The 23,317-nt window shown below is 59.7% G+C and carries 22 protein-coding genes; 20 read left to right on the forward strand and 2 right to left on the reverse strand.

The window, feature by feature from the left end; genetic code table 11:
* Window positions 1-251 precede the first annotated feature (251 nt).
* Together YA0848_RS16995 and YA0848_RS17000 are read right to left on the reverse strand one after the other, a co-directional pair.
* Window positions 252-1,472, reverse strand: a complete 1,221-nt coding sequence (locus YA0848_RS16995) for a CaiB/BaiF CoA transferase family protein (protein ID WP_034101757.1) — start codon at window positions 1,470-1,472, stop codon at window positions 252-254.
* A gap of 13 nt (window positions 1,473-1,485) precedes the next feature.
* Window positions 1,486-2,667, reverse strand: coding sequence for an acyl-CoA dehydrogenase (locus tag YA0848_RS17000; RefSeq protein WP_010207882.1), 1,182 nt, complete (start codon window positions 2,665-2,667; stop codon window positions 1,486-1,488).
* Window positions 2,668-2,825: 158 nt separating this feature from the next.
* Here YA0848_RS17000 and YA0848_RS17005 point away from each other — a divergent pair, with 158 nt between their 5' ends.
* From YA0848_RS17005 to YA0848_RS17100, 20 genes are all read left to right on the forward strand, one after another.
* Entirely contained in the window at window positions 2,826-3,725 is a 900-nt protein-coding gene (locus YA0848_RS17005) for a LysR family transcriptional regulator (RefSeq protein ID WP_169902258.1), read from the forward strand.
* Between the two features lie 451 nt (window positions 3,726-4,176).
* Window positions 4,177-5,298 carry a Re/Si-specific NAD(P)(+) transhydrogenase subunit alpha gene (locus YA0848_RS17010; protein ID WP_034111163.1) on the forward strand — a complete coding sequence of 374 codons (1,122 nt, stop codon included), beginning with the start codon at window positions 4,177-4,179 and terminating at the stop codon, window positions 5,296-5,298.
* A gap of 15 nt (window positions 5,299-5,313) precedes the next feature.
* Window positions 5,314-5,634: an NAD(P) transhydrogenase subunit alpha gene (locus YA0848_RS17015; RefSeq protein WP_034101753.1), complete on the forward strand. Its 321-nt coding sequence runs from the start codon at window positions 5,314-5,316 to the stop codon at window positions 5,632-5,634.
* On the forward strand, window positions 5,634-7,070 hold the full coding sequence (locus YA0848_RS17020; protein WP_169902259.1) for an NAD(P)(+) transhydrogenase (Re/Si-specific) subunit beta: 1,437 nt from the start codon (window positions 5,634-5,636) through the stop codon (window positions 7,068-7,070). Before YA0848_RS17015 ends, YA0848_RS17020 begins: the two co-directional genes overlap by 1 nt.
* A 179-nt stretch (window positions 7,071-7,249) precedes the next feature.
* Complete coding sequence (locus tag YA0848_RS17025; RefSeq protein WP_169902260.1) at window positions 7,250-8,743, forward strand: acetyl-CoA hydrolase/transferase family protein; 1,494 nt, start codon at window positions 7,250-7,252, stop codon at window positions 8,741-8,743.
* 317 nt (window positions 8,744-9,060) lie between these two features.
* Window positions 9,061-9,273 carry a DUF1127 domain-containing protein gene (locus tag YA0848_RS17030; protein ID WP_034101749.1) on the forward strand — a complete coding sequence of 71 codons (213 nt, stop codon included), beginning with the start codon at window positions 9,061-9,063 and terminating at the stop codon, window positions 9,271-9,273.
* Window positions 9,274-9,533: 260 nt separating this feature from the next.
* Entirely contained in the window at window positions 9,534-9,719 is a 186-nt protein-coding gene (locus YA0848_RS17035) for a DUF1127 domain-containing protein (RefSeq protein WP_034101748.1), read from the forward strand.
* Window positions 9,720-9,852: 133 nt separating this feature from the next.
* The gene (locus tag YA0848_RS17040; protein WP_034101747.1) at window positions 9,853-10,173 is read left to right on the forward strand and encodes a DUF2388 domain-containing protein; all 321 of its coding nucleotides are present in this window, start codon (window positions 9,853-9,855) and stop codon (window positions 10,171-10,173) included.
* A gap of 103 nt (window positions 10,174-10,276) precedes the next feature.
* On the forward strand, window positions 10,277-10,585 hold the full coding sequence (locus tag YA0848_RS17045) for a DUF2388 domain-containing protein (RefSeq protein WP_034111159.1): 309 nt from the start codon (window positions 10,277-10,279) through the stop codon (window positions 10,583-10,585).
* Between the two features lie 26 nt (window positions 10,586-10,611).
* Window positions 10,612-10,932, forward strand: a complete 321-nt coding sequence (locus YA0848_RS17050) for a DUF2388 domain-containing protein (RefSeq protein ID WP_034101745.1) — start codon at window positions 10,612-10,614, stop codon at window positions 10,930-10,932.
* Window positions 10,929-12,890, forward strand: a complete 1,962-nt coding sequence (locus YA0848_RS17055; RefSeq protein ID WP_169902261.1) for a DUF7844 domain-containing protein — start codon at window positions 10,929-10,931, stop codon at window positions 12,888-12,890. Before YA0848_RS17050 ends, YA0848_RS17055 begins: the two co-directional genes overlap by 4 nt.
* A gap of 276 nt (window positions 12,891-13,166) precedes the next feature.
* Window positions 13,167-14,474, forward strand: coding sequence for a CitMHS family transporter (locus tag YA0848_RS17060; protein WP_169867684.1), 1,308 nt, complete (start codon window positions 13,167-13,169; stop codon window positions 14,472-14,474).
* 63 nt (window positions 14,475-14,537) lie between these two features.
* Window positions 14,538-15,305, forward strand: a complete 768-nt coding sequence (locus YA0848_RS17065) for a TerC family protein (RefSeq protein WP_034101741.1) — start codon at window positions 14,538-14,540, stop codon at window positions 15,303-15,305.
* 213 nt (window positions 15,306-15,518) lie between these two features.
* Window positions 15,519-17,177, forward strand: coding sequence for a Na/Pi cotransporter family protein (locus YA0848_RS17070; RefSeq protein WP_034101740.1), 1,659 nt, complete (start codon window positions 15,519-15,521; stop codon window positions 17,175-17,177).
* A 57-nt stretch (window positions 17,178-17,234) separates the two neighbouring features.
* The gene (locus YA0848_RS17075; protein WP_169902262.1) at window positions 17,235-18,620 is read left to right on the forward strand and encodes a M16 family metallopeptidase; all 1,386 of its coding nucleotides are present in this window, start codon (window positions 17,235-17,237) and stop codon (window positions 18,618-18,620) included.
* A gap of 68 nt (window positions 18,621-18,688) precedes the next feature.
* Window positions 18,689-19,720 (forward strand): DUF5924 family protein, encoded by a 1,032-nt coding sequence (locus YA0848_RS17080; protein ID WP_034101737.1) that lies wholly within the window; start codon window positions 18,689-18,691, stop codon window positions 19,718-19,720.
* Window positions 19,721-19,773: 53 nt separating this feature from the next.
* On the forward strand, window positions 19,774-20,922 hold the full coding sequence (locus tag YA0848_RS17085) for an ABC transporter permease (RefSeq protein WP_169902263.1): 1,149 nt from the start codon (window positions 19,774-19,776) through the stop codon (window positions 20,920-20,922).
* Entirely contained in the window at window positions 20,919-21,722 is an 804-nt protein-coding gene (locus YA0848_RS17090; RefSeq protein WP_034101733.1) for an ABC transporter ATP-binding protein, read from the forward strand. The genes YA0848_RS17085 and YA0848_RS17090 overlap by 4 nt, the downstream gene beginning before the upstream one ends.
* A gap of 1 nt (window position 21,723) precedes the next feature.
* Window positions 21,724-22,662, forward strand: coding sequence for an MlaD family protein (locus tag YA0848_RS17095; RefSeq protein ID WP_034101732.1), 939 nt, complete (start codon window positions 21,724-21,726; stop codon window positions 22,660-22,662).
* Window positions 22,659-23,270: an ABC-type transport auxiliary lipoprotein family protein gene (locus tag YA0848_RS17100; RefSeq protein WP_034101731.1), complete on the forward strand. Its 612-nt coding sequence runs from the start codon at window positions 22,659-22,661 to the stop codon at window positions 23,268-23,270. Before YA0848_RS17095 ends, YA0848_RS17100 begins: the two co-directional genes overlap by 4 nt.
* Window positions 23,271-23,317 lie beyond the last annotated feature (47 nt).

The raw sequence follows: 23,317 nt of genomic DNA on the forward strand, positions 1-23,317 counted from the left end.
TAATAGAGCCAAACAACACTGCCCTACCAACTCCTTCTGGGCTTCGATGAACTGAAGCGATCCGCTGTCGAATCTTGCGTAACTCTTTGTTTACCAAGGAGTTTTCCGTTTCGACTGCGCCGGAAGTGGGGCGAATTATAGACTTCTGGAATCTGCCGTCAAGCGTTAATTTGCGTTCTCTATCAATTAGTTAAAGCTGGCTAAAAACCAACCAGCAGTATCGCTACAGCTATCTATATAGAAGGAAAGATTCAGATAACACCTGCCTCCTTTAAAGCAGCCACATGATCCGGCCCAATACCTAATACGCTCTGCAGCACCTGAACGGTATGCTCTCCTAATAAGGGAGGCGCACTACGGTACTCCACGGGTGTCTTGGATAAACGTATGGGACTGGCAACCTGAGGCACCTCCCCCGCCAGCGGATGGGGCAGTTGAATGGCCAATCCACGCGCCTTGACCTGCGGATCAGTAAACACCTGCGCCAAATCGTTGATCGGCCCGCACGGAACTCCGACACTCTCCAACTGCGCCACCCACTCCGCCGTCGTTTTAAAGACAGTGGCCTGGCGAATCAACGGAATCAACTCGGCGCGATTGGCCACCCGCATCCCATTGGTAGAAAACCGCGGGTCATCCGCCCATTGCGGCTGCCCAGCCACTTGCGCAAATTTCCGGAACTGCCCGTCATTACCTACCGTCAGGATGAAGTCACCGTCGGCAGTAGGAAAGTCCTGGTAAGGCACAATATTCGGATGAGCATTACCCAGGCGCTTTGGCGCGATCCCAGTTGTCAGATAATTCATCGCCTGGTTAGCCAGGCAGGCGACCTGCACATCGAGCAACGCCATATCAATGTGCTGACCGCCACCATCATGATCACGATGGGCCAGGGCAGCCAGTATCGCGACAGTCGAGTAGAGCCCGGTGAGGATATCGGTTAACGCTACCCCCACCTTCACAGGCCCGGCTCCCTCGTCGCCTTCAGGCCGTCCGGTCAGACTCATGAGCCCACCCAGCCCCTGAATCATGAAATCGTAGCCCGCTCGCGCCGCATAGGGTCCTGTCTGGCCAAACCCTGTGATTGAGCAATAGATCAGTTCAGGATTGATCTCCTTGAGCGACTCATAATCCAGCCCATAAGCCGCCAGACCACCGACCTTGAAGTTCTCGATCAGGATGTCGGACTTGGCCGCTAGGTCCCGTATGAGCTTTTGCCCCTCCGGCCGAGTGAAATCGATCGTAACCGACTCTTTATTACGATTGGCCGCCAGGTAGTACGCCGCCTCGCCGGTGCTCTCACCAAAAGCGTCCTTCAGAAAGGGGGGACCCCAGGCCCGCGTATCGTCACCACTTACCGGTCGCTCGACCTTGATCACCTCAGCCCCCAGGTCTGCAAGGATCTGTCCCGACCAAGGGCCGGCCAATACCCGCGAAAGATCCAGTACCCGCAAATGGGAAAGCGCGCCCATGCCCATACTCCTATTAATAGAAGGCCTGAAGCCCGGTTTGCGCGCGCCCTAATATCAAGGCATGCACGTCGTGAGTACCTTCGTAGGTGTTAACCACCTCAAGGTTCACCAAGTGACGCGCCACTCCGAATTCATCGGAAATGCCGTTGCCGCCCAACATGTCACGCGCCATCCGCGCAATATCCAACGACTTTCCGCATGAGTTGCGCTTCATGATCGACGTGATCTCAACTGCGGCCGTACCTTCGTCTTTCATACGCCCCAGACGCAGGCACCCCTGCAGTGCCAAGGTGATCTCAGTCTGCATATCAGCCAGCTTCTTCTGAATCAGCTGGGTGGCCGCCAGCGGTCGTCCAAACTGCTGACGATCCAATGTGTACTGGCGGGCGGTGTGCCAGCAGAACTCGGCAGCACCCAAAGCCCCCCAGGAGATGCCATAGCGCGCAGAGTTCAGGCAGGTGAAGGGCCCTTTCAAGCCGCGCACATCCGGGAAGATGTTTTCTTCCGGCACAAATACGTTATCCATAACGATCTCGCCGGTGATTGAGGCCCGCAGGCCAACCTTTCCGTGAATCGCCGGAGCACTCAGCCCCTTCCAGCCTTTTTCCAGCACGAAGCCGCGGATATCACCGGCATCATCCTTGCCCCAGACGACAAATACATCCGCGATCGGGCTGTTGGTGATCCACATTTTGGCGCCCGTCAGGCTGTAGCCGCCTTCTACTTTGCGTGCACGTGTAATCATCGCGCCAGGGTCAGACCCGTGATTAGGCTCGGTCAGACCAAAGCAACCGATCCATTCGCCTGAGGCGAGTTTTGGTAGGTACTTCTGCTTCTGCGCCTCGGTACCGAACTCATTGATCGGTACCATCACAAGCGACGACTGCACACTCATCATCGAACGATAGCCGGAATCGACACGCTCCACTTCGCGCGCGATCAAGCCGTAACTCACGTAGTTCAAGCCACTGCCACCGTACTGCTCGGGAATCATTGCGCCCAGCAGGCCGGTCTCACCCATCTCACGGAAAATTGCAGGATCAGTCTTCTCATGACGGAAGGCTTCAAGCACACGCGGCGCCAGTTTGTCCTGAGCGAACTGCTCAGCACTGTCGCGCACCATGCGCTCTTCTTCGGTGAGCTGTTGATCCAGAAGAAGCGGATCGATCCAGTTGAAGCTTGCCTTGCCAGCCATGAGTTAAGTCCTCGCAAAGAACAGTGGAAGTCGTGGAGCAAGCCTAGGCTGGGTAATCGTTCTGGGCAAACGAGGTTTAAGCATAAGGTTGTGCTAATTTCTCACTTCGAAACAGTTTTATGCCGTGAAATTTCGCTTTATGAGTGAGGACAAGGTACATGCGCAGAAAAATCCCCAGCACCACCGCCCTTGTCAGCTTCGAAGCGGCGGCCCGCCACGAGAGCTTCACCAAGGCCGCTCAGGAACTTTCCCTGACCCAAGGCGCCATCTGCCGACAGATTGCCAGCCTTGAAGAGTTCTTGAGCGTGGAACTGTTTCGCCGTTCGCGGCGCGGCGTGAAGCTAACAGAAGCGGGACTGTCCTATAGCCGTCGCGTCGCCACACAACTGGACGCGGTGGAACGCGACACGCTGTCCGTCATGGGCCAACAAGGCGCCAATGTGATTGAGCTGGCGGTGGTCCCGACATTCGGCACGCAGTGGTTGATTCCACGGCTCAAGGACTTCCAGCGCCAACACCCGGAAGTCACGGTAAACCTCACCAACCGTACGCGGCCGTTTCTATTTGCAGATACTGACTTTGACGCTGCGATCTATTTCGGAGATGCCGATTGGTCCGGCACCGAATCCCACCGCTTGATGGGAGAGAATCCGGTGCCAATCTGCAGCCCGCGCTTGCTGGGCAATCGCACTCACTTCAGCGCCCAGGAAATCGCAGAACTGCCGCTGCTGCAGCAAACCACTCGGCCCTATGCGTGGCGCCAGTGGTTCAACGCCAGGCAACTGAACGTTCCCCGCGACATGACAGGACCCCGTTACGAGCTATTCTCGATGCTGTCTCAGGCAGCCATGCACGATATGGGCATCGCGTTGATCCCACCGTTTTTGATCCAGCGAGAGTTGGATGAGCATCAATTGGTGATTGCGAGCCCAGAGGCACTGACCAGCGCCAAGGCGTATTACCTGATGATTCCTGAGAGAAAGGTCGAATCAGCGTCGCTGCACGCCTTCAGGGACTGGCTCATCGAGCAATCACAACGCTACAGCCCCAGTATTTAAAGGGTCGCTCAAATTACTGACTCTGTAGTCAGCTATTTATAAATCCTACAGATATACGTATATGTCGCATTTATGCAGACTGTATCTATCGACCGAGAATGCGCGCCAAAGCCATGATTATCATGGCTTACAGCGACCACGACGAGCCAATGCACGACTATTCACAACAACGATGACAAAAACCGCTAAAAATGCCTGAAACCCTTTAATCACTTGTATTTAAAGAGGTTATTTTAGTGAGTTGCGACAATCAGTCACAGGGTGACTTGTAGTTAATTTTTCGTCACCCGTCATAATCCCTTGAAGGCCGTAAAGTTCGCCTGCAAAATGCCGCGCCCCGCTGTCATTTCAGCGGGATCGTGCTGATCGGCCGCCCCAGTTGCGCCTCTCGCGGTGCACTGGCCTTTTTACAAAAAGATCAAAAGCAAAAAGATCATGCAGGAGATTTGACGTGCACATTGGTGTTCCTCTCGAAACCCAGACCGGTGAAACGCGGGTGGCTGCCACCCCGGAAACCATCAAGAAGCTGATCGGCCAGGGCCATAAGGTCACTGTACAAAGCGGAGCGGGCCTCAAGGCCAGCGTTGTCGACAGTGCTTATGAAGCGGCAGGTGCCACCCTTGGCAGCGCCAACGACGCATTTGGCGCCGAGCTGATCCTGAAGGTGGTCGCTCCCAGCGATAACGAGATGGCGCTGATTAAAAGCGGCACCGTATTGGTGGGCATGCTCAATCCGTTCAGCAATGAAACTATCGCCAAATTGGCCGAACGTGGCATCACCGCCTTCGCCCTGGAAGCGGCACCGCGCACTTCTCGGGCCCAAAGCCTGGACGTGCTGTCGTCCCAGGCCAACATTGCTGGCTATAAAGCCGTGCTGCTCGCCGCCCATCACTACCCACGCTTCATGCCCATGCTGATGACCGCCGCTGGCACCGTTAAAGCCGCGCGCGTATTGATCCTTGGCGCTGGCGTTGCGGGGCTGCAGGCGATCGCTACGGCGAAACGCCTGGGAGCTGTGATCGAAGCGTCTGACGTGCGCCCGGCCGTGAAGGAACAGATCGAATCCCTCGGTGCCAAGTTTGTCGACGTGCCCTACGAAACCGATGAAGAGCGCGAATGCGCCGTCGGTGTCGGCGGTTACGCCCGCCCGATGCCCACCAGCTGGATGCAACGTCAGGCGCAGGCCGTGCACGAGCGCGCCAAACAAGCCGATATTGTTATCACCACTGCGTTGATACCCGGCCGCAAGGCACCGACGCTGCTAAGCGCCGACACTGTCGCGCAGATGAAGCCCGGCTCGGTGGTCATTGACCTCGCCGCCGCCCAAGGCGGTAACTGCCCGCTGACTGTGGCCGACCAGGTGGTGGTGGAAAACGGCGTGATCATCTGCGGCCCGACCAACCTCGCGGGCGCAGTTGCCGCCGACGCGTCGGCGCTGTATGCGCGCAACCTGCTGGACTTCCTGAAGCTGGTCTTCAATAAGGAAGGCCAATTTGAAATCAACCTCGAAGACGACATCGTCGCCGCGTGCCTGATGTGCCGCGACGGCCAAGTCATCCGCAAAAACGCTTAAGCAGGGATTCAGACGATGGAAGAGCTTATCTCCCCCGGTATCTACAACCTGATCATCTTTGTGCTGGCGATTTATGTCGGTTACCACGTGGTCTGGAACGTCACGCCCGCCCTGCACACGCCTTTGATGGCGGTGACCAACGCGATTTCCGCCATCGTGATCGTCGGCGCCATGCTCGCCGCCGCCCTCACCGTGACGCCGCTGGGCAAAACCATGGGCACCCTGGCCGTGGCCCTGGCTGCGGTCAACGTGTTCGGCGGCTTCCTGGTTACCCGTAGGATGCTGGAGATGTTCAAGAAGAAAGCCGCGAAAGTAAAAGAAGAGGCGCCGAAGTAATGAGCATGAATCTCGTCACGACGCTTTACCTGATCGCGTCGATCTGCTTCATCCAGGCACTCAAGGGCCTGTCGCACCCCACCACGTCGCGTCGCGGCAACCTGTTCGGCATGCTGGGCATGGCCCTGGCCGTGCTCACCACCGTGGGGCTCATCTATAAGCTCGGCGCTGAGCTGGCCACTGCCGGCATCGGCTATGTGATCGTCGGTCTGCTGATCGGCGGCACCGCCGGTTCGATCATGGCCAAGCGTGTAGAAATGACCAAGATGCCGGAGCTGGTGGCGTTCATGCACAGCATGATTGGCCTGGCCGCCGTGTTTATCTCCATCGCGGCGGTGGTCGAGCCGCAATCCCTGGGTATCGTCAAACACCTGGGCGATGCGATTCCTGCCGGTAACCGCCTGGAACTGTTCCTCGGCGCGGCCATCGGTGCCATCACGTTCTCCGGCTCGGTAATCGCGTTCGGCAAGCTGTCTGGCAATTACAAGTTCCGCCTGTTTCAGGGCGCACCGGTACAGTTCGGCGGCCAGCACAAACTGAACCTGGTACTGGGCCTGACAACCCTGGGTCTGGGGCTGGCATTCATGTTCACCGGCAACCTCACCGCTTTCGCGCTGATGCTGGCTCTGGCGTTCGTATTGGGCGTGTTGATCATTATCCCGATCGGCGGTGCGGATATGCCGGTGGTGGTCTCGATGCTCAACAGCTATTCAGGCTGGGCGGCGGCCGGTATCGGTTTCTCGCTGAACAACTCGATGCTGATTATTGCCGGTTCGCTGGTGGGCTCCAGCGGCGCGATCCTGTCGTACATCATGTGCAAGGCGATGAACCGCTCCTTCTTCAATGTACTGCTCGGCGGCTTCGGTAACGCACCGGACGCCGGGGCGGCCGCTGGCTCAAAAGAAGCGCGCCCGGTGAAATCCGGTTCGGCCGACGACGCGACCTTCCTGCTGACCAACGCCGACACCGTGATCATCGTCCCAGGCTACGGCCTGGCAGTGGCGCGGGCGCAGCATGCGCTCAAAGAGTTGACCGAGAAGCTCACTCACCACGGCGTCACAGTGAAATACGCGATCCACCCGGTGGCCGGCCGTATGCCTGGACACATGAACGTGTTGCTCGCCGAGGCGGAGGTGCCTTACGACCAGGTGTTCGAGATGGAGGACATCAACTCCGAGTTCGGCCAGGCCGACGTGGTGCTGGTATTGGGCGCCAACGACGTGGTCAACCCGGCCGCCAAGAACGACCCGAACTCGCCAATCGCCGGTATGCCGATCCTGGAAGCCTTCAAGGCCAAGACCATCATCGTCAACAAGCGCTCAATGGCCAGCGGTTATGCCGGCCTGGATAACGAGCTGTTCTACCTGGACAAAACCATGATGGTCTTCGGCGACGCCAAGAAGGTCATCGAGGACATGGTCAAGGCCGTCGAATAACACTGCGCCAGCGCAATACCCTAAACCCCGGCCTGCAGTAGGCTGGGGTTTTTTATTGCGGGATGAATCCCGACCAAAGGCTCTAAATCGCTAGCTCGCATTCGACCATGGTAGCGGGCCGAATTTTTTTGAAATCACTACACTGCCCACCTTGCTTCCGTAGCCTGAGATAACAATTCATGTACCGTGATCGTATCCGCTTGCCTTCGCTGTTGAACAAGGTCATGAGCGCGGCTGACGCCGCCGCACTGATCGAAGACGGCATGACCGTCGGCATGAGTGGCTTCACCCGTGCCGGTGAAGCCAAGGCCGTCCCCCATGCCCTGGCCGAGCGCGCCAAGACTTCCCCGCTGAAAATCACGCTGATGACCGGCGCCAGCCTGGGCAATGACTTGGACAAGCAGCTGACCGAGGCCGGCGTATTGTCTCGACGCATGCCGTTCCAGGTCGACAGCACCTTGCGCAAGGCCATCAACGCAGGCGAGGTGATGTTCATCGATCAACACTTGTCGGAAACCGTCGAGCAACTGCGCAACAACCAGCTCAAGCTCCCGGACATTGCAGTGATCGAAGCGGTTGCTATCACCGAGCAGGGTCACATCGTGCCCACCACCTCCGTGGGCAACTCGGCCAGTTTCGCGATTTTCGCCAAGCAGGTGATCGTCGAGATCAACCTGGCGCACAACCCGAACCTGGAAGGGCTGCACGACATCTATATACCGACCTACCGGCCGACCCGCACACCGATTCCACTGGTAAAAGTAGATGACCGCATCGGCAGCACCGCAATCCCGATTCCGCCAGAGAAGATCGCCGCGATCGTCATCACCAACCAGGCCGACTCTGCGTCTACCGTAACCCCGCCTGACAATGACACCCAGAGCATCGCCAACCACTTGATCAATTTCCTCAGGCAAGAAGTGGACGCCGGGCGCATGACCAACAAACTCGGCCCGCTGCAGGCCGGGATCGGCAACATTGCCAACGCGGTAATGTGCGGTTTGATCGACTCGCCATTCGAAGACCTGACCATGTACTCGGAAGTACTGCAGGACTCGACATTTGACCTGATCGACGCCGGCAAGCTGAGCTTTGCCTCGGGCAGTTCGATCACCTTGTCGGAACGGCGCAACGCCGACGTGTTCGGCAACCTGGAACGCTACAAAGAGAAATTGGTGCTGCGCCCTCAGGAAATCTCCAACCACCCTGAAGTGGTGCGGCGCCTGGGCATTATCGGTATCAACACCGCTCTGGAGTTCGACATATACGGCAACGTCAACTCCACCCATGTGTGCGGCACGCGGATGATGAACGGCATCGGAGGTTCAGGCGACTTCGCGCGCAACGCGCATCTGGCGATCTTCGTGACCAAGTCGATCGCAAAAGGTGGCGCGATTTCCAGCGTGGTGCCGATGGTGAGCCATGTGGATCACACCGAACATGACGTGGACATCCTGGTGACCGAAGTCGGCCTGGCCGACCTGCGTGGCCTGGCGCCACGGGAAAGGGCGAGGGTGGTCATCGATAACTGTGTACATCCCGCTTACCGCGATGCACTGAACACCTACTTCGAGACCGCGCGCGCTTTAGGCGGCCACACCCCGCACATCCTTCGCGAGGCACTGAGCTGGCACATCAACCTGGAAGAAACCGGGCATATGCTGAAGGCTTGATTCACACACCTCGGGGCTGAGGCAAGTACAGTTGCCTCAGCTCCTTAAGCAACCCGCCAAAATTTAAAAAACTGTACTGCTGTACCGGTCATTTCCTACCTCATTTTCCTACTCAACCTCTGAAAAATGTCAATTTCGCACCATTTAGGTGCAGACAGGTACAGTTGCCCCATTTCCGTACCGTACAGCCTCATTAAACAGTTAACTGGCCCCTCACAATACAGGTGAACTGTATCTAGAGAGTCTTGCCCTGGAAGAGGATCATTGGCATCAGTTAAACCACTACCTAATCCCGCCACAAGCGGAAGGATGTCATCATGGAACGTACACTCAGTTCCGAACTGTTCTCCGAAAAAGCCGTCAACCACCAAGCCGCTCTGCCTCTGCGCGTTCTGGCCAACCTGATGCTGTGGCAGCGCCGCATCTCCAGCCGTCACCAACTGGCTCGTCTGGATTCGCGTCTGCTGGCTGATGCTGGTATCAGCGAAGCTCAACGCTACGAAGAGCTGAGCAAGCCGTTCTGGCGCTAATGAGCGCTCGCTGGCCCTGACCTGCTTAGGTCCACTGCCAGCAACCAGATTGAACAAAACAAAGCCCGCCCCGGGAAACCGGAGGCGGGCTTTGTCGTTTGGGGGATTCGATTTTTGGCGCTGAACAGAAGCGCTATATCTAGACCAGTACAGTTATAATTACAGAACACTTTAGCGGTACAATTTACCCGCAGTGTATCTGTATCGCTCGATATAGCCCGATCACTATGGTGCTTCAGACCTAATCGAAGGCACCTTCCATGAATAATCGAGACGCTCTGTATAAGCGGCTGACACGGCGTATCGTCGACGGCCTTGGCCGTTGGGCGCAGCGTGCTCACGGTAGGCGCCAGTTGGCTCAGCTTGATCCGCGAGACTTGGCCGATGCAGGCATCACGCAGGGTGATCGTATTGCCGAGCTGTCCAAGCCCTTCTGGCGTGACTAAGCAGTCAAGAAGCTATCCGAAGGCAGAAGTGGCGACTAATATCCAGCAACCGAGTGGCGAAGCACGGGGAGCAGGCGTCTGATCCCCAACGACTGTTCTGCACCACTTATCGTTCATCTTAAGGAGTCACACCATGTCCCGTCTTCGCCTGCTGAGTGCCGCTGCGCTATTGACCCTGGCTACCACTGCCAACGCGAGCAGCTTTATCGTGACCACCGACTCCATCGTTGGCGCCCTGAAAGCCACTTCCGACGCTACCTCCGATGCCACTTCGTCCCTACGTGACAACAAGGTCGTACGCGCCGCCCGTGACGACGCCGCCAGCTTTGTCGCCAGCGAAGGTGCGATTCGTGGTGTGAAGCTGGAAAGCGCCCTGGCTCAGATCCGCCAACAAGCTCCGCAATTGAACACCGCGACGGACGCACAATTGGCCCAAGCCATCCTGGCGATCTGAAACACCATGCAACGGGAGCCTCTGCCGCTCCCGGATGCCTTCGCACTGGCCCTTGCCGGGGCTTTGCGCTAGCCTTGCCGCTCGTTTTCAGTTGTCGAGTCCTATGGCTTTTTCATACCGTTTGCTCATCGTTCCTATGTTGTTTTCTGCCAGTTGGTCGCCCATTGCCTCTGCTTTTGACGTGACCATTCAGGGCACCGTCGCGAGCGCGTACGCCACCAGCAAAGTGACTTCCGCACCTTTCGACAGAAAAGTCGTCATGGCGGCCCAGGATGATGCCGCCGCTTTCGTCGCCACTGACGGCCAGTGGCGGGGAGCACGGCTGGAATCGGCGCTGGATTACCTGCGCCACAGCCAGCCAAAACTTAACGCCAGCGACCTTGAACTGGCGAAAGCAATTCTCGTCCAATAATCACCTTTGTATTTCGGAGTCATTCCATGCGTAGCCCGCTGATCGTCGCCACCCTTGGCCTACTGTTGTTGGCCGATGTTGCCCAGGCGCATACCCTGGTGGCCACCAGTAACATCATTGTGCGCGCCTCCGGTCGCACCATTGATTTCACCTCGGACACCACCACCTCCATCCGCGACTCCAAGGTCGTACGCGAAGCCCACGACGACGCCGCCAGTTTTGTCGCCACCAACGGCGAAATCCGTGGCGCGCAACTGGAGGCCGCCTTCGATACTCTTCGAACCCGCCTGCCTGAAGCACGCGATGCCAGCGATCAGACTCTCGCCGAAGCCATCCTCGCACTGTGAGGCGCCTCGCGGCCTGGCTCCTGGCCGGGACTGTGCTGCTATGCGCCAGCGCTGCCCAGGCCAGCCTGCAACTGCGGCTCAAGACCGAGGGCTTGAGCCCGGCTGAACAGCAGGCCAGCCAGGCATTGCTCGATGACGCGATGCGCTCGTTGCCGCCGCGCTTTATCGAGCAACTGGACCGACGCATCGATGTCGGCTGGACCGACCAGATGCCTGCAAACGCTTACGGCCAAGCCTCCCTGGTGTCTGAGCTGGACCTCAACCGCAACCTGTTGGCCAGCCTGACCGACGGCAGCGCCGCCACGCATAAAACCAATCGCCCCCACGGCACCGTGCGCCGGGAAATGCTGGCCACGGTCCTGCATGAACTGACTCACATCTATGATCGCGCGCGCCTGTGGCCCGAAGACGAACGCAGGCTGATCCAGCGCTGCAGTCGCCAGAACAGCATCACCGGCGTGATCGGCCTGCCGGATCAGTGCCGTGGCCAGAACGACCGGCGCTTCACCCTCAGCGATGACCCGCGATTGCTCGACCTCGCCGGCTGGCCACAATACGTCGGCAGGCGCGGCGAACGCGAACAACACAACCGCCAGGTGGTGCGCAGCCCTGACCTGTACGAAACCACCAGCCCGCTGGAATTCGTCGCGGTCAATATGGAGTACTTCCTCCTCGACCCGAGCTACGCTTGCCGGCGCCCGGCACTGTTCCGTTACTACCGCGATCACTTCGGCTGGGCCCCGCCAAAACAGGATGCCTGCGCCAAGACTTACGCGTTTCTCAATGCCGGCAACGATTTCGCCAAAACGCCGCTGGGCCATATCGATCCCGAGCGGGTGTACCAGATTGATTACTTGCTGGCCGAAGCCAACCAGAACCTGGTGAGCCGTTGGGGCCACAGCATGTTGCGTCTGGTGATCTGCGCCCCGGGCCGCCCGCGTGGGCCGGACTGTCGGCTGGATCTGGACCAGCACCTGGTGCTGTCCTACCGCGCTTTCGTGGGTGACGTGCAACTGTCGAGCTGGGACGGTCTGGTGGGCAAATACCCGTCGCGGCTGTTCGTATTGCCGCTGGCGCAGGTGATCGATGAATACACCAAGACCGAACTGCGCGGCCTGGCCTCCATCCCGCTGAAACTCACGCGCCGGGAGATCAACGAAACAGTCGAGCACGCCGCCGAAATGCACTGGAGCTACGACGGCAACTATTTCTTCCTGTCCAATAACTGTGCCGTGGAAAGCCTGAAACTGTTGCGCAGCGGCAGCGCCAATCCGCAGCTGACCGGCCTGGACAACATCACCCCCAATGGTTTGCTGGAAGTACTGCAGGCTCGCGGCCTGGCCGATACCAGCGTGCTGGACGACAAACGTGAAGCACTGCGCCTGGGGTATCACTTCGACTCCTTCCGCGAACGCTACCAGGCCATGTTCGACGTGCTGCGCAAACATCTGCCGATCAAACAGACTCAGGTTGAAGACTGGCTCTCCCTCAGCGCCGAGCAACGTCGCGTGTGGTTCAACCAGGCCGATCTGCGCACCAGTGCGGCGTTGCTGCTGTTGGAACAGGCGAGCTTCCGTAAACAGCTGATGCTGGCCCAGGATGAGGTCAAGCAGCGTTACCTCGGCGCCCGCGAGTTGAAAAACGGCGGCATGGAGAAAGCCAACGCTACGTTGCAACAGATCCTTGCCAACAGCGGCTTTCTCAGCCGCCCGGCCGAACTGCTCGGCAGTGGCGGCTACGGTCTGCCGCAACCGTCGGAAGCCACGCGTCTGGAGTCAGAAAGCGCCGAGCGGCAAAAGCAATTGCAATCGCTGACCGGCGAGCTGGACAAAGAGGTGAGGGCGCTGCTGGATCCGTCCCGTGCCGCCGAGATTGCTGCCTGTGAAGCCAACCTCAAGCAAGTCGGAGAACATCTGCGCAGTCTGCACAAGGCAGCGGGCGGCCTCGAACTGCCCTGAAGCCCCCGCGATTGTTGACATGCGTTCCCCTGAATACCGCGCGTCTTCCCACCGACAACTGTTTTGCCAGCGAAAGCTGGCTGAAAGCTAAGGCGTCTAGGATCGCCCCCAACTGCCGGCAACAGACCGGCTGTACACAACAACAATGGTGATCCCCGATGTCCGTCCGTACCCGCCTGTTCACTCCCACTCCGCCCGTAAGCCTCGTGACTGCCGTTCTGCGCTGAACCGTTCCGGTTCGCCATTCCCTAGCCGCGCTACGCCTGGAGTATTCCTATGCTGACTTTCCTTGGCTTTGCCATGGTCATCACGTTCATGTTCCTGATCATGACCAAGCGCTTGTCCGCGCTGATCGCCTTGATCATTGTGCCGATTTTGTTCGCGCTGTTCGGCGGCTTCGCGCCGAAGATCGGCCCGATGATGCTCGAAGGCATCACCAAGCTCGCGCCGACCGGCGTGATGCTGATGTTCGCCATCCTCTACTTTGCCTTGATGATCGACTCCGGCCTGTTCGACCCGGCCGTGCGCAAGATCCTCAAGATGGTCAAGGGCGACCCGCTGAAAGTCTCGGTCGGCACCGCGGTGCTGGCCCTGGTGGTGTCCCTCGACGGTGACGGCGCCACCACGTACATGATCTGCGTAGCCGCCATGCTGCCGCTGTACCAGCGCATCGGCATGAGCCCGCGGATCATGGCCGGCCTGATCATCCTCGCCGGTGGCGTGATGAACATGACCCCCTGGGGTGGCCCCACCGCCCGCGCCGCCAGTGCGCTGCATGTGGACCCGTCGGATATTTTCGTACCCATGATCCCCGCCATGGCCGCCGGCGTGGTGGCGATCCTGGTGATCGCTTACATGTACGGCAAGCGCGAACGTGCGCGCTTGGGTGAACTGCACCTGCAAGTCGACGAAATCGACCACAGCGAGATCAGTGTGTCGCAGTACCCGGACGCTCGCCGTCCCAAGCTGATCTGGTTCAACGGCGCCCTGACCCTGGCGCTGATGTGCACTCTGATTGCAGGTCTGTTGCCGCTGCCGGTGCTGTTCATGGTGGCGTTCAGCATCGCGATGATCGTCAACTACCCGTGCCTGCAACAACAAAAAGACCGCGTAGCCGCTCACGCCGGCAGCGTGCTGGCGGTGGTGGGGCTGATCTTCGCGGCGGGCATTTTCACCGGCATTCTGTCGGGTACCGGCATGGTCGATGCTATGTCCAAGAGCCTGCTGGCGGTCATCCCTGAAGCGTTGGGCCCGTACCTGGCGGTGATCACCGCGCTGGTGAGCATGCCGTTCACGTTCTTCATGTCCAACGACGCGTTCTACTACGGCGTACTGCCAGTACTCGCCGAAGCCGCCAGCCACTATGGCATCACCGCCGTGGAAATGGCCCGCGCTTCCATCGTTGGTCAGCCCGTGCACTTGCTCAGCCCGTTGGTCCCCTCGACCTACCTGCTGGTGGCCCTGGCCGGTATCGAATTTGGCGACCACCAGCGCTTTACGTTGAAGTGGGCAGTGCTGGTGTGCCTGTGCATAATGTTCGCCGCCTTGCTGATGGGGATTTTTCCGCTGTTCAGCACTCTATAACCGTACAACCCACTGCGCCGGTTCCAGACCGGCGCGGTTCAACACTTGCGCAAAGGAATACACATGGAATGGCTGACCAATCCGGAGATCTGGATTGCCTTCTTCACCCTGACGGCCCTCGAGATCGTCCTGGGCATCGATAACATCATCATGATTTCGATCCTGGTCAGCCGCATGCCCAAGCACATGCAAGCGCGCACCCGGATTTTCGGCCTGGCGCTGGCAATGGTCACGCGCATCATGCTGCTGCTGTCGATCACTTGGGTGATGCAATTGACCGCCGACCTGTTCGTGGTCCTCGGCCAGGGCATTTCCGGTCGCGACCTGATTCTGTTCTTCGGTGGCCTGTTCCTGCTGTGGAAAAGCTCCCAGGAGATGTACCACGCGCTGGAAGGCGAAGACGAAACCCACGAGGAGCCCAAGGGCGCCGGTGGCAAGTTCATCTACACCATCATCCAGATCGCGATCATCGACATCGTGTTCTCCCTGGACTCGGTGATCACTGCGGTCGGCATGGTGTCCCATGTGCCGGTCATGGTCGCCGCGATCGTCGTCGCCGTACTGGTGATGATGCTGGCGGCCGGCAAGATCAGCGAGTTCATCGATAAGCACCCGTCATTGAAAATGCTCGCGCTGTCGTTCCTGCTGGTGGTGGGTACCGTGCTGATCGCCGAATCCTTCGATGTGCATGTGCCGAAGGGTTACGTCTACTTCGCCATGGCGTTCTCGTTGGCGGTGGAAGCGGTAAACATCAAGATGCGCACCGCCATCGCGAAAAAGAAAAAGCAGCAGGATCCGGTGAAACTGCGCAAGGACATTCCGGGTCAGTAAACCCGAGCCTGAACAAAAACGGGGCCTTCGCGCCCCGTTTTTTTTACATCGCAAAAAGCTGATTTCATGACAGTTTTGTTTCAATCCCCACTTTAGCTATGCGATGCTGGCGCCGAGCCCATTCGCCAACTACAGCTTAAGTACAAGACGTAGAACGGCACGCGGCAATTCTCATTGGCTCCTTCTGGAGCCCACCCACACGGGGGGCCGAGCATGCTGACCTTGCTCAATCTGCTTTCCGCCGTGACCCTGCTGATCTGGGGCACGCACATCGTCCGAACCGGCATCCTGCGGGTCTACGGTTCCAACTTGCGCCACGTCATCGGTCAGAACATGGCCAAGCGCTGGCTGGCGTTTATCGCCGGCATTCTGGTGACCGCCATGGTGCAGAGCAGTAACGCCACGGCGATGTTGGTGACATCATTCGTCGGCCAGGGCCTGATGGGGCTGATGCCGGCCATGGCCACCATGCTCGGCGCCGACGTCGGCACAGCCTTGATGGCGCGGGTACTCACCTTTGATCTGTCCTGGCTGTCGCCGCTGTTGATTTTTCTCGGGGTGATTTTCTTCCTGTCGCGCAAACAGACGCGGGCAGGGCAGTTGGGTCGGGTGGGCATCGGCCTGGGGCTGATCATCCTGGCGCTGCAATTGATCGTCGAAGCGGCGGGACCGATTACCCATGCCCAGGGGGTCAAAGTCGTGTTTGCGTCGCTGACCGGCGACATCCTGCTCGACGCCTTGGTCGGCGCCTTGTTCGCCATGATTTCCTACTCCAGCCTGGCCGCGGTGCTGCTGACCGCAACCCTGGCCGGCGCCGGCGTGATCGGCCTGCATGTGGCAATCGGCCTGGTGATCGGCGCCAATATCGGCAGCGGCATACTGGCATTTCTCAGTACCAGCATGCAGAACGCGGCCGGTCGCCAGGTCGCCCTAGGGAGCCTGCTGTACAAACTGATCGGCCTGCTGCTGATCATCCCGGTGCTCGACCCGCTCGTACGCTGGATGGATAACCTGGACTACAGCGCCCAGGGCATGGTCATCACCTTTCATTTGCTCTACAACGTCAGCCGCTGCCTGATCCTGCTGCCCACCATCGGCCCGATGGCACGCCTGTGCGCGTGGCTGCTGCCGGAGCGAGAAGAGGTCAATGGCAAAGCCAAACCACGGCATCTGGACCCTGCCGCCCTCACCACTCCCAGCTTGGCGCTAGCCAACGCCGCGCGAGAAACCCTGCGCCTGGGTGACCTGATCGACAATATGCTCACCGCCATGCAGGAAGTACTGCGCGGCAAACAGACGGCCATCACCCAGGAAATGCGCAGCCTCAGCGATGACGTTGAAGCGCTCTACAGCGCCATCAAGCTCTACCTGGCGCAAATGCCCCGCGAAGACCTCAGCGAACAAGACAGCCGCCGCTGGGCCGAAATCATCGAGCTATCGATCAACCTCAAGCTGGCCGGCGACTTGATCGAACGCATGCTGCGCAAGGTCCAGCAGCAGAAGACCTCCCAGCGCCGGCAGTTCTCGGAGGTGGGCCTGGAAGAACTCACCGACCTGCACAGCCAGTTGATCGCTAATCTGCGCCTGGGGCTGTCGGTGTTTCTCAGCGCCGACCCCCACAGCGCGCGCCAACTGCTGCGCGAGAAGCGCCGCTTCCGCGCCCAGGAGCGGCGCCTGGCCCATGCCCATGTCAGCCGTCTGCAGCGCAAGATCGTACAAAGCCTGGAGACCAGTTCCCTGCATCTGGAGCTGATTGCCGACATGAAGCGCCTGAACTCGTTGTTTTGCAGCAGTGCGTATGTGGTGTTGGAAACGTCCGACACCGGCGCACTCTCGGCCGAAGATATCGCCGACATCACGCATTCACCCTGAACGTACGATGGCCCGTGAAGTCAGTTACAACTGACCTCACTCGCCAGGAAGCCAGTTATGCGTCGCCTGTTATTCGCCTGCCTGCTGATGGGCGCCGCTCACGCCTTTGCCTTTGACCGCCTGCAAGTCGAGGGCTACACCTTGCCCAACGGCCTGCAATTGTTGCTCAAACCGGGTACCGAGCGCGGGCATGTGGCGATTCGCTTGGTGGTGGGTGTGGGCCTGGATGACTTCCGGTGCGAGGACAAAGAGCTGCCCCATCTGTTTGAACACCTGCTGTTCAGCGGCATCGATGGCGGCGGCGAAGGCGATCTGGAAGAACGCATGCAAGCCCTGGGCGGCGAATGGAATGCCTACACCAGCAACGCCGATACCACCTTCGTGATCGAAGCGCCCGCCTATAACCAGCGCAAAGTGCTGGACCTGCTGCTGGCGATCCTCACTCGCACCGAGTTGACCGACGCCCACATCAATGCAGCCAAACAGGTGGTGGAACGTGAGGACGGCGGCCACTACTCACGCCTGCAACGCCTGCTTGACCGCCAGGACCTGGGCCACACCGCCAGCAATCAACTGGCCGTCGAGTTGGGACTTAAATGTGCCGAACGCGCCGAGGTCAATCACCTGACCCGCGATCAATTGCAAAAACTGCGCAAGGACTGGTACGCCCCCAACAACATGACGCTGATCGTCGTCGGCGATCTCGACAAACTGCTGCCGGCCTATCTGGAACGCACCTACGGCCAATTGACGCCGGTCGAGCCCAGCGAACATTTACCGCTGCCGCAGATCCAACAGGCCGCCGCCGCCCATCGCGAGCTGATCCACGGATGGCTCGGCAACAGCGCCAAACTGCACTGGCTGCTGCCGGAACCGGTGCTGGACGACCAGCACGATGAAACCTACGACCTGCTCAAGGACTACTTGGACTGGGCGCTGTACCGCCAACTGCGCCTCAAGCATGGCCTGTCCTACGGCCCCTGGGCCGAACGCGAAGTGCTCGGCGGTGTCGGTTTTCTGAGCCTGAATGCAGACCTGGAACGGGAAAACCTCAGCGAAGCCGAACAGGTACTGCAAGACCTCAAGACGCAATTGCTCAAAGACGGCCTGGACCCGGCCACCTTTGCGCGTCTGCAACAAGCGGCCATTGCCCGACAAGCCTGGGCCGTTCAGGGCAACAGCGCGCTGGCCGACTACTATTGGAGCGCTACCAGCGATTACGACAACGGCCATTTCAGCGACCCAGCCAAACGCATCAAGGCGGTCAAACTGGACGAGGCCAACCAGACGCTGCGCGAGTTGCTCAAGCAACCCGGCTACTGGCGCATCGAAAAACCACTGTTGAGCTACGACAGCCTGAGTGGGCTCGGCGTCGGCCTACTGGGGGTGATCGCGATCCTGTGGATAAGCGTGCGGCGTTATCGCAAACGGGTTGTGCAATGACGCACCGAACACCCGGCTAAGGCGTTATTCTGTCTGGGATTTTTCCTACACACACTGCGAATCGCCGAATGCCAAACCTGACTCACTATATCCAGCGCATCCTTGAACTGATGAAGCGCTACCCAGGGGTGATCGCACTCGGTGGTTTTATCTCGGGGGTGTGCAGCTTCATCCTGGTGGACCGTCAGCAGGGCATGGCCAGTTGGATCGCGGTGATCATGCTGGTGAGCTGGCTATGGCTGATGCTCGAAAACAGCTTCACGCAGCTGTTCACCAAACTCTTCAAACGGGAAATTCCCGAACCTCTGCTGCGCTACGCGACCCAGATGATCCACCAGGAAAGTCTGTTCTTCGTGCTGCCGTTCTTTTTCATCACCACGGCCTGGAACAGCGGCCAATCGATATTCACAGGGCTGCTCGGCGCCGCGGCGCTGGTGTCGATCATCGACCCGCTGTACTACAAGTGGCTGGCGCCCAAGCGTTCGCTGTTCCTGGCCTTGCACACCCTGACCCTGTTCGCCGCGCTGCTCACTGCACTGCCGATCATCCTGCACCTGACCACCGCCGAGAGTTACAAACTCGCCCTCGGCGTGGCCATGGCCTTGTCGATTCCGAGCCTGGCCGTGAGCCTGCCGCTGCGCAGCCTCAAGGGCTGGGCGATGCTGCTGGGGGTCACGGCCGCCATCGGCGCGGCGGGCTGGCTGCTGCGCAGTTGGGTGCCGCCGGCCACGCTGTGGATGACCGAAGTGGCCATCAGCACGCAGTTGCAGGACCGCACCCCAGGCGATGACCTCAAACAAGTCAGCGCCGCGCAACTGCGCAACGGCGGCCTGTATGCCTACACCGCTATCAACGCGCCGCGGGGGCTGGATGAGCGCATCTACCATGTGTGGAAACTCAACGGCAAAGAAGTGGACCGTATCGCCCTGGATATTCACGGCGGACGCAAAGAGGGCTACCGCGCCTGGACCCACAAGCAGAACTTCCCGGCCGACTCCGTAGGGCGCTGGCAGGTGAGGGTGCTCACCGAAGACGGACAAGTGATCGGCGTGCTGCGCTTTAAAGTCACCGACGCAGCACAAACGGACAACCCACAGTAGGCTGCTTCGTGCTATTACGTAGGACTTGTGGATAGCAAACAAGCTCGGAGCTTATGACCACCCACACCACGCCTGGCGCCGCCCATCTCGATACGTCCACCGCCCCTCCGTTACTCAGGATTACGGGGGACTGGACGCTTGCCCACTACGCCGGCCTGAAAAAGCTGTCGGACAAGCTCGACGGCCAATACGACGCCGGCGCGCGCATCGATCTCAATGGCCTCGGCGCCCTGGACACTGCTGGCGCGTCACTGCTGGTGGAACTGCTCGGGCCGACCCGCATCGAGCAATCCGCCGAGCAGACCGATTGCAGCCTGTCCACCGCCGACCGCGCACTGCTTAAAACCGTGTATCGCTCCCTCAACGACTTCTGCGTGCCGGACAAGGCCCCCGAAGAAGCTACCGGTATTCAGGTGCTGGCGCGTATCGGTGCAGCGGTGGACAAGGTGTGGCAGGACAGCAAGAAACTGCTGGGCTTTATCGGCCTGATCCTCGAAACCTTCGCCCGCAGCCTGTTCCGGCCCAAGCGCTGGCGCATTACGCCCATGGTTGCCCACCTCGAACAGGTCGGCCTGGATGCCGCCCCCATCGTGGCCTTGTTGACCTTCCTGGTCGGCGCCGTAGTGGCCTTTCTCGGTGCCACCGTGCTCAAAAGCTTTGGCGCGACGATTTTTACCGTGGACCTGGTGGCGTTCTCTTTCCTACGGGAATTCGGCGTGCTGCTGACGGCGATCCTGATCGCCGGCCGCACGGCCAGTGCGTTTACCGCACAAATCGGCTCGATGAAGGCCAACGAAGAAATCGACGCTATCCGCACCCTGGGGCTAGACCCGATGGAGCTGCTGGTGCTGCCCCGCGTGCTGGCGCTGCTGGTGGCGCTGCCGATGCTGACGTTTCTGGCGATGCTCTCGGGGATTGTCGGCGGTGGCGTGGTATGCGCCGTGGCCTTGGATATTTCACCGGCGATGTTCCTTTCGCTGTTGCAATCGGACATTGGGGTTCAACATTTCCTGGTGGGCATGGTGAAAGCCCCGATATTCGCTTTCCTGATCGCGGCGATTGGCTGCCTGGAGGGCTTCAAGGTCAGCGGCAGTGCTGAGTCGGTCGGTGCCCACACCACCTCCAGCGTGGTGCAATCGATTTTCGTGGTGATCTTGCTGGATGCGGTCGCGGCTCTGTTCTTCATGGAGATGAGCTGGTGAGCCGTCTACACCGGGCACCCGCCGAGGCGGTGATTGAGGTGCGCGGCCTGTGCAATCGCTTTGGCAGTCAGCGCGTGCACGAGAACCTCGATCTGGACTTGTATAAAGGTGAAATCCTCGCGGTGGTGGGCGGTTCCGGCAGCGGTAAGTCGGTGCTGCTGCGCAGTATCGTCGGCCTGCGCCGGCCAAACGAGGGTGAAGTGCGGGTGTTCGGCAAGAACCTGCCGAGCCTGCCGGAACAGGAGCGTTCCCTGGTGGAACGGCGCTTCGGCGTGCTGTTCCAAAAGGGCGCGCTGTTTTCCTCGCTGACGGTGACCGAGAACGTCGCCCTGCCACTGATCGAACATGCGGGCCTGAGCCGCGCCGATGCCGAGCATTTGGCTGCGGTGAAACTAGCGCTGGCCGGGCTGCCGCTGTCGGCGGCCGACAAGTACCCGGCCTCGTTGTCCGGCGGCATGATCAAACGCGCAGCTCTGGCCCGAGCCTTGGCGCTAGACCCAGACATCCTGTTCCTTGATGAACCCACCGCGGGCCTCGACCCGATCGGCGCGGCGCAATTCGATCAACTGATCCTGACCCTGCGCGACGCGCTGGGCTTGAGCGTGTTCCTGGTGACCCACGACCTGGACACGCTGTACACCATCACCGACCGCGTGGCGGTACTGGCGCAGAAAAAAGTGCTGGTGGCCGATGCTATCGATGTCGTCTCGGAAACGGACGATGCGTGGATTCACGAATATTTCCACGGCCCCCGTGGCCGCGCGGCATTGGATGCCGCTCAATCGCTCAACGAGGTATGACATGGAAACCCGAGCCCATCATGTGATGATCGGACTGTTCAGCGTGATCGTGGTGGTCGGCGCCATGCTGTTTGGCTTGTGGCTGGCCAAGTCCAGCGTCGACAGCGCGTTCCAGGATTACGAAGTGGTCTTCAATGAAGCGGTCAGCGGTCTGTCCCAAGGCAGTGCGGTGCAATACAGCGGGATCAAGGTGGGCGATGTGATCAGCCTGCGCCTGGACCCAAAAGACCCGCGTCGCGTCCTCGCCCGTATTCGCCTGGCCGGGCAGACGCCGATCAAGGAAGACACCCAGGCCAAACTCGCGCTGACCGGCATCACCGGTACCTCGATCATCCAGCTCAGTGGCGGCACGCCGCAAAGCCCCGAACTCAAAGGCAAAAATGGCAACCTGCCGGAAATCATCGCCTCACCTTCGCCCATCGCGCGCTTGCTTAACAACAGCAATGATCTGATGACCAGCATCAACGTGCTGCTGCACAACGCCAACAGCATGTTCTCCGCGGAAAACGTCGAGCACTTGAGCAATACCCTTGCACATCTGGAACAAACGACCGGTGCCATCGCTGACCAGCGTGGCGATATCAAGGTTGTGATGCAGCAGCTGATGCAAGTGAGCAAACAGGCAAGCGCCGCGCTGGAGCAGACCACCGCGCTGATGCGCAATGCCAATGGCCTGTTGAACGAGCAGGGCAAGCAAGCCTTCGGCAGCGCCGAACAGGCCATGAAGTCCCTTGAGCAAAGCACCGCCACCATCAATACCTTGCTGACCAACAACAAGGATTCGGTCAACAGCGGCATGCAAGGGCTCAACGAACTGGCGCCGGCCGTGCGCGAACTGCGCGAAACCCTCGGCTCGCTGCGTGCCATCTCCCGCCGCCTGGAGGCCAACCCCAGCGGCTACCTGCTGGGCAGCGACAAGAACAAGGAGTTCACGCCATGAAGCGTGCATATCAACTGATCGTCCCTGTGGCCTTGGCGCTGATCAGCGCGTGCTCGATCCTGCCCAAAGCCGACCCGTCCGACGTGTACCGCCTGGCTTCGGCCCAAGCCACCAGCCAAGGCACGCCGGTGAGTTGGTCGCTACGCGTGACCAAGCCGCAAACCAGCGAATTTCTCGACAGCCCGCGCATTGCCGTGGTGCCCAATGGCGACTTGATCAGCAGCTACGCGAACTCGCGCTGGAGCGATCCGGCGCCAGTGCTGTTGCGTAATCGCCTGCTCGACGGCTTCCAGCGCGATGGCCGGGTCACGCTGCTCAGCACCGATGACACCAACCTGCAGGCCGACTATGAGCTGGGCGGGCAGTTGCAGGCGTTTCAGAGCCAATACCGAGGCAGTGCAGTGGAGGTGGTGATTCGCCTGGACGCACGCCTGGTACGTGGGAGCGATCAACGGATTCTGGCCAGTCGGCGCTTTGAAGTGCGCCAGCCGGTGAGCGATACCCAGGTGCCAGGGGTGGTGGCTGCGTTTGGCCAGGCAGGGGATCAGTTGAACAAGCAGGTGGTGGATTGGGTGGTGGCTCAGGGCAACCGGGGCGTGAAGCGCTGAGGGCGTCATCGGGGGCAAGCCCCCTCCCACATTTGAATGTATTCACA

The organism is Pseudomonas sp. S4_EA_1b (assembly GCF_016307435.1).
GTDB classification, from domain to species: domain Bacteria; phylum Pseudomonadota; class Gammaproteobacteria; order Pseudomonadales; family Pseudomonadaceae; genus Aquipseudomonas; species Aquipseudomonas rhodesiae.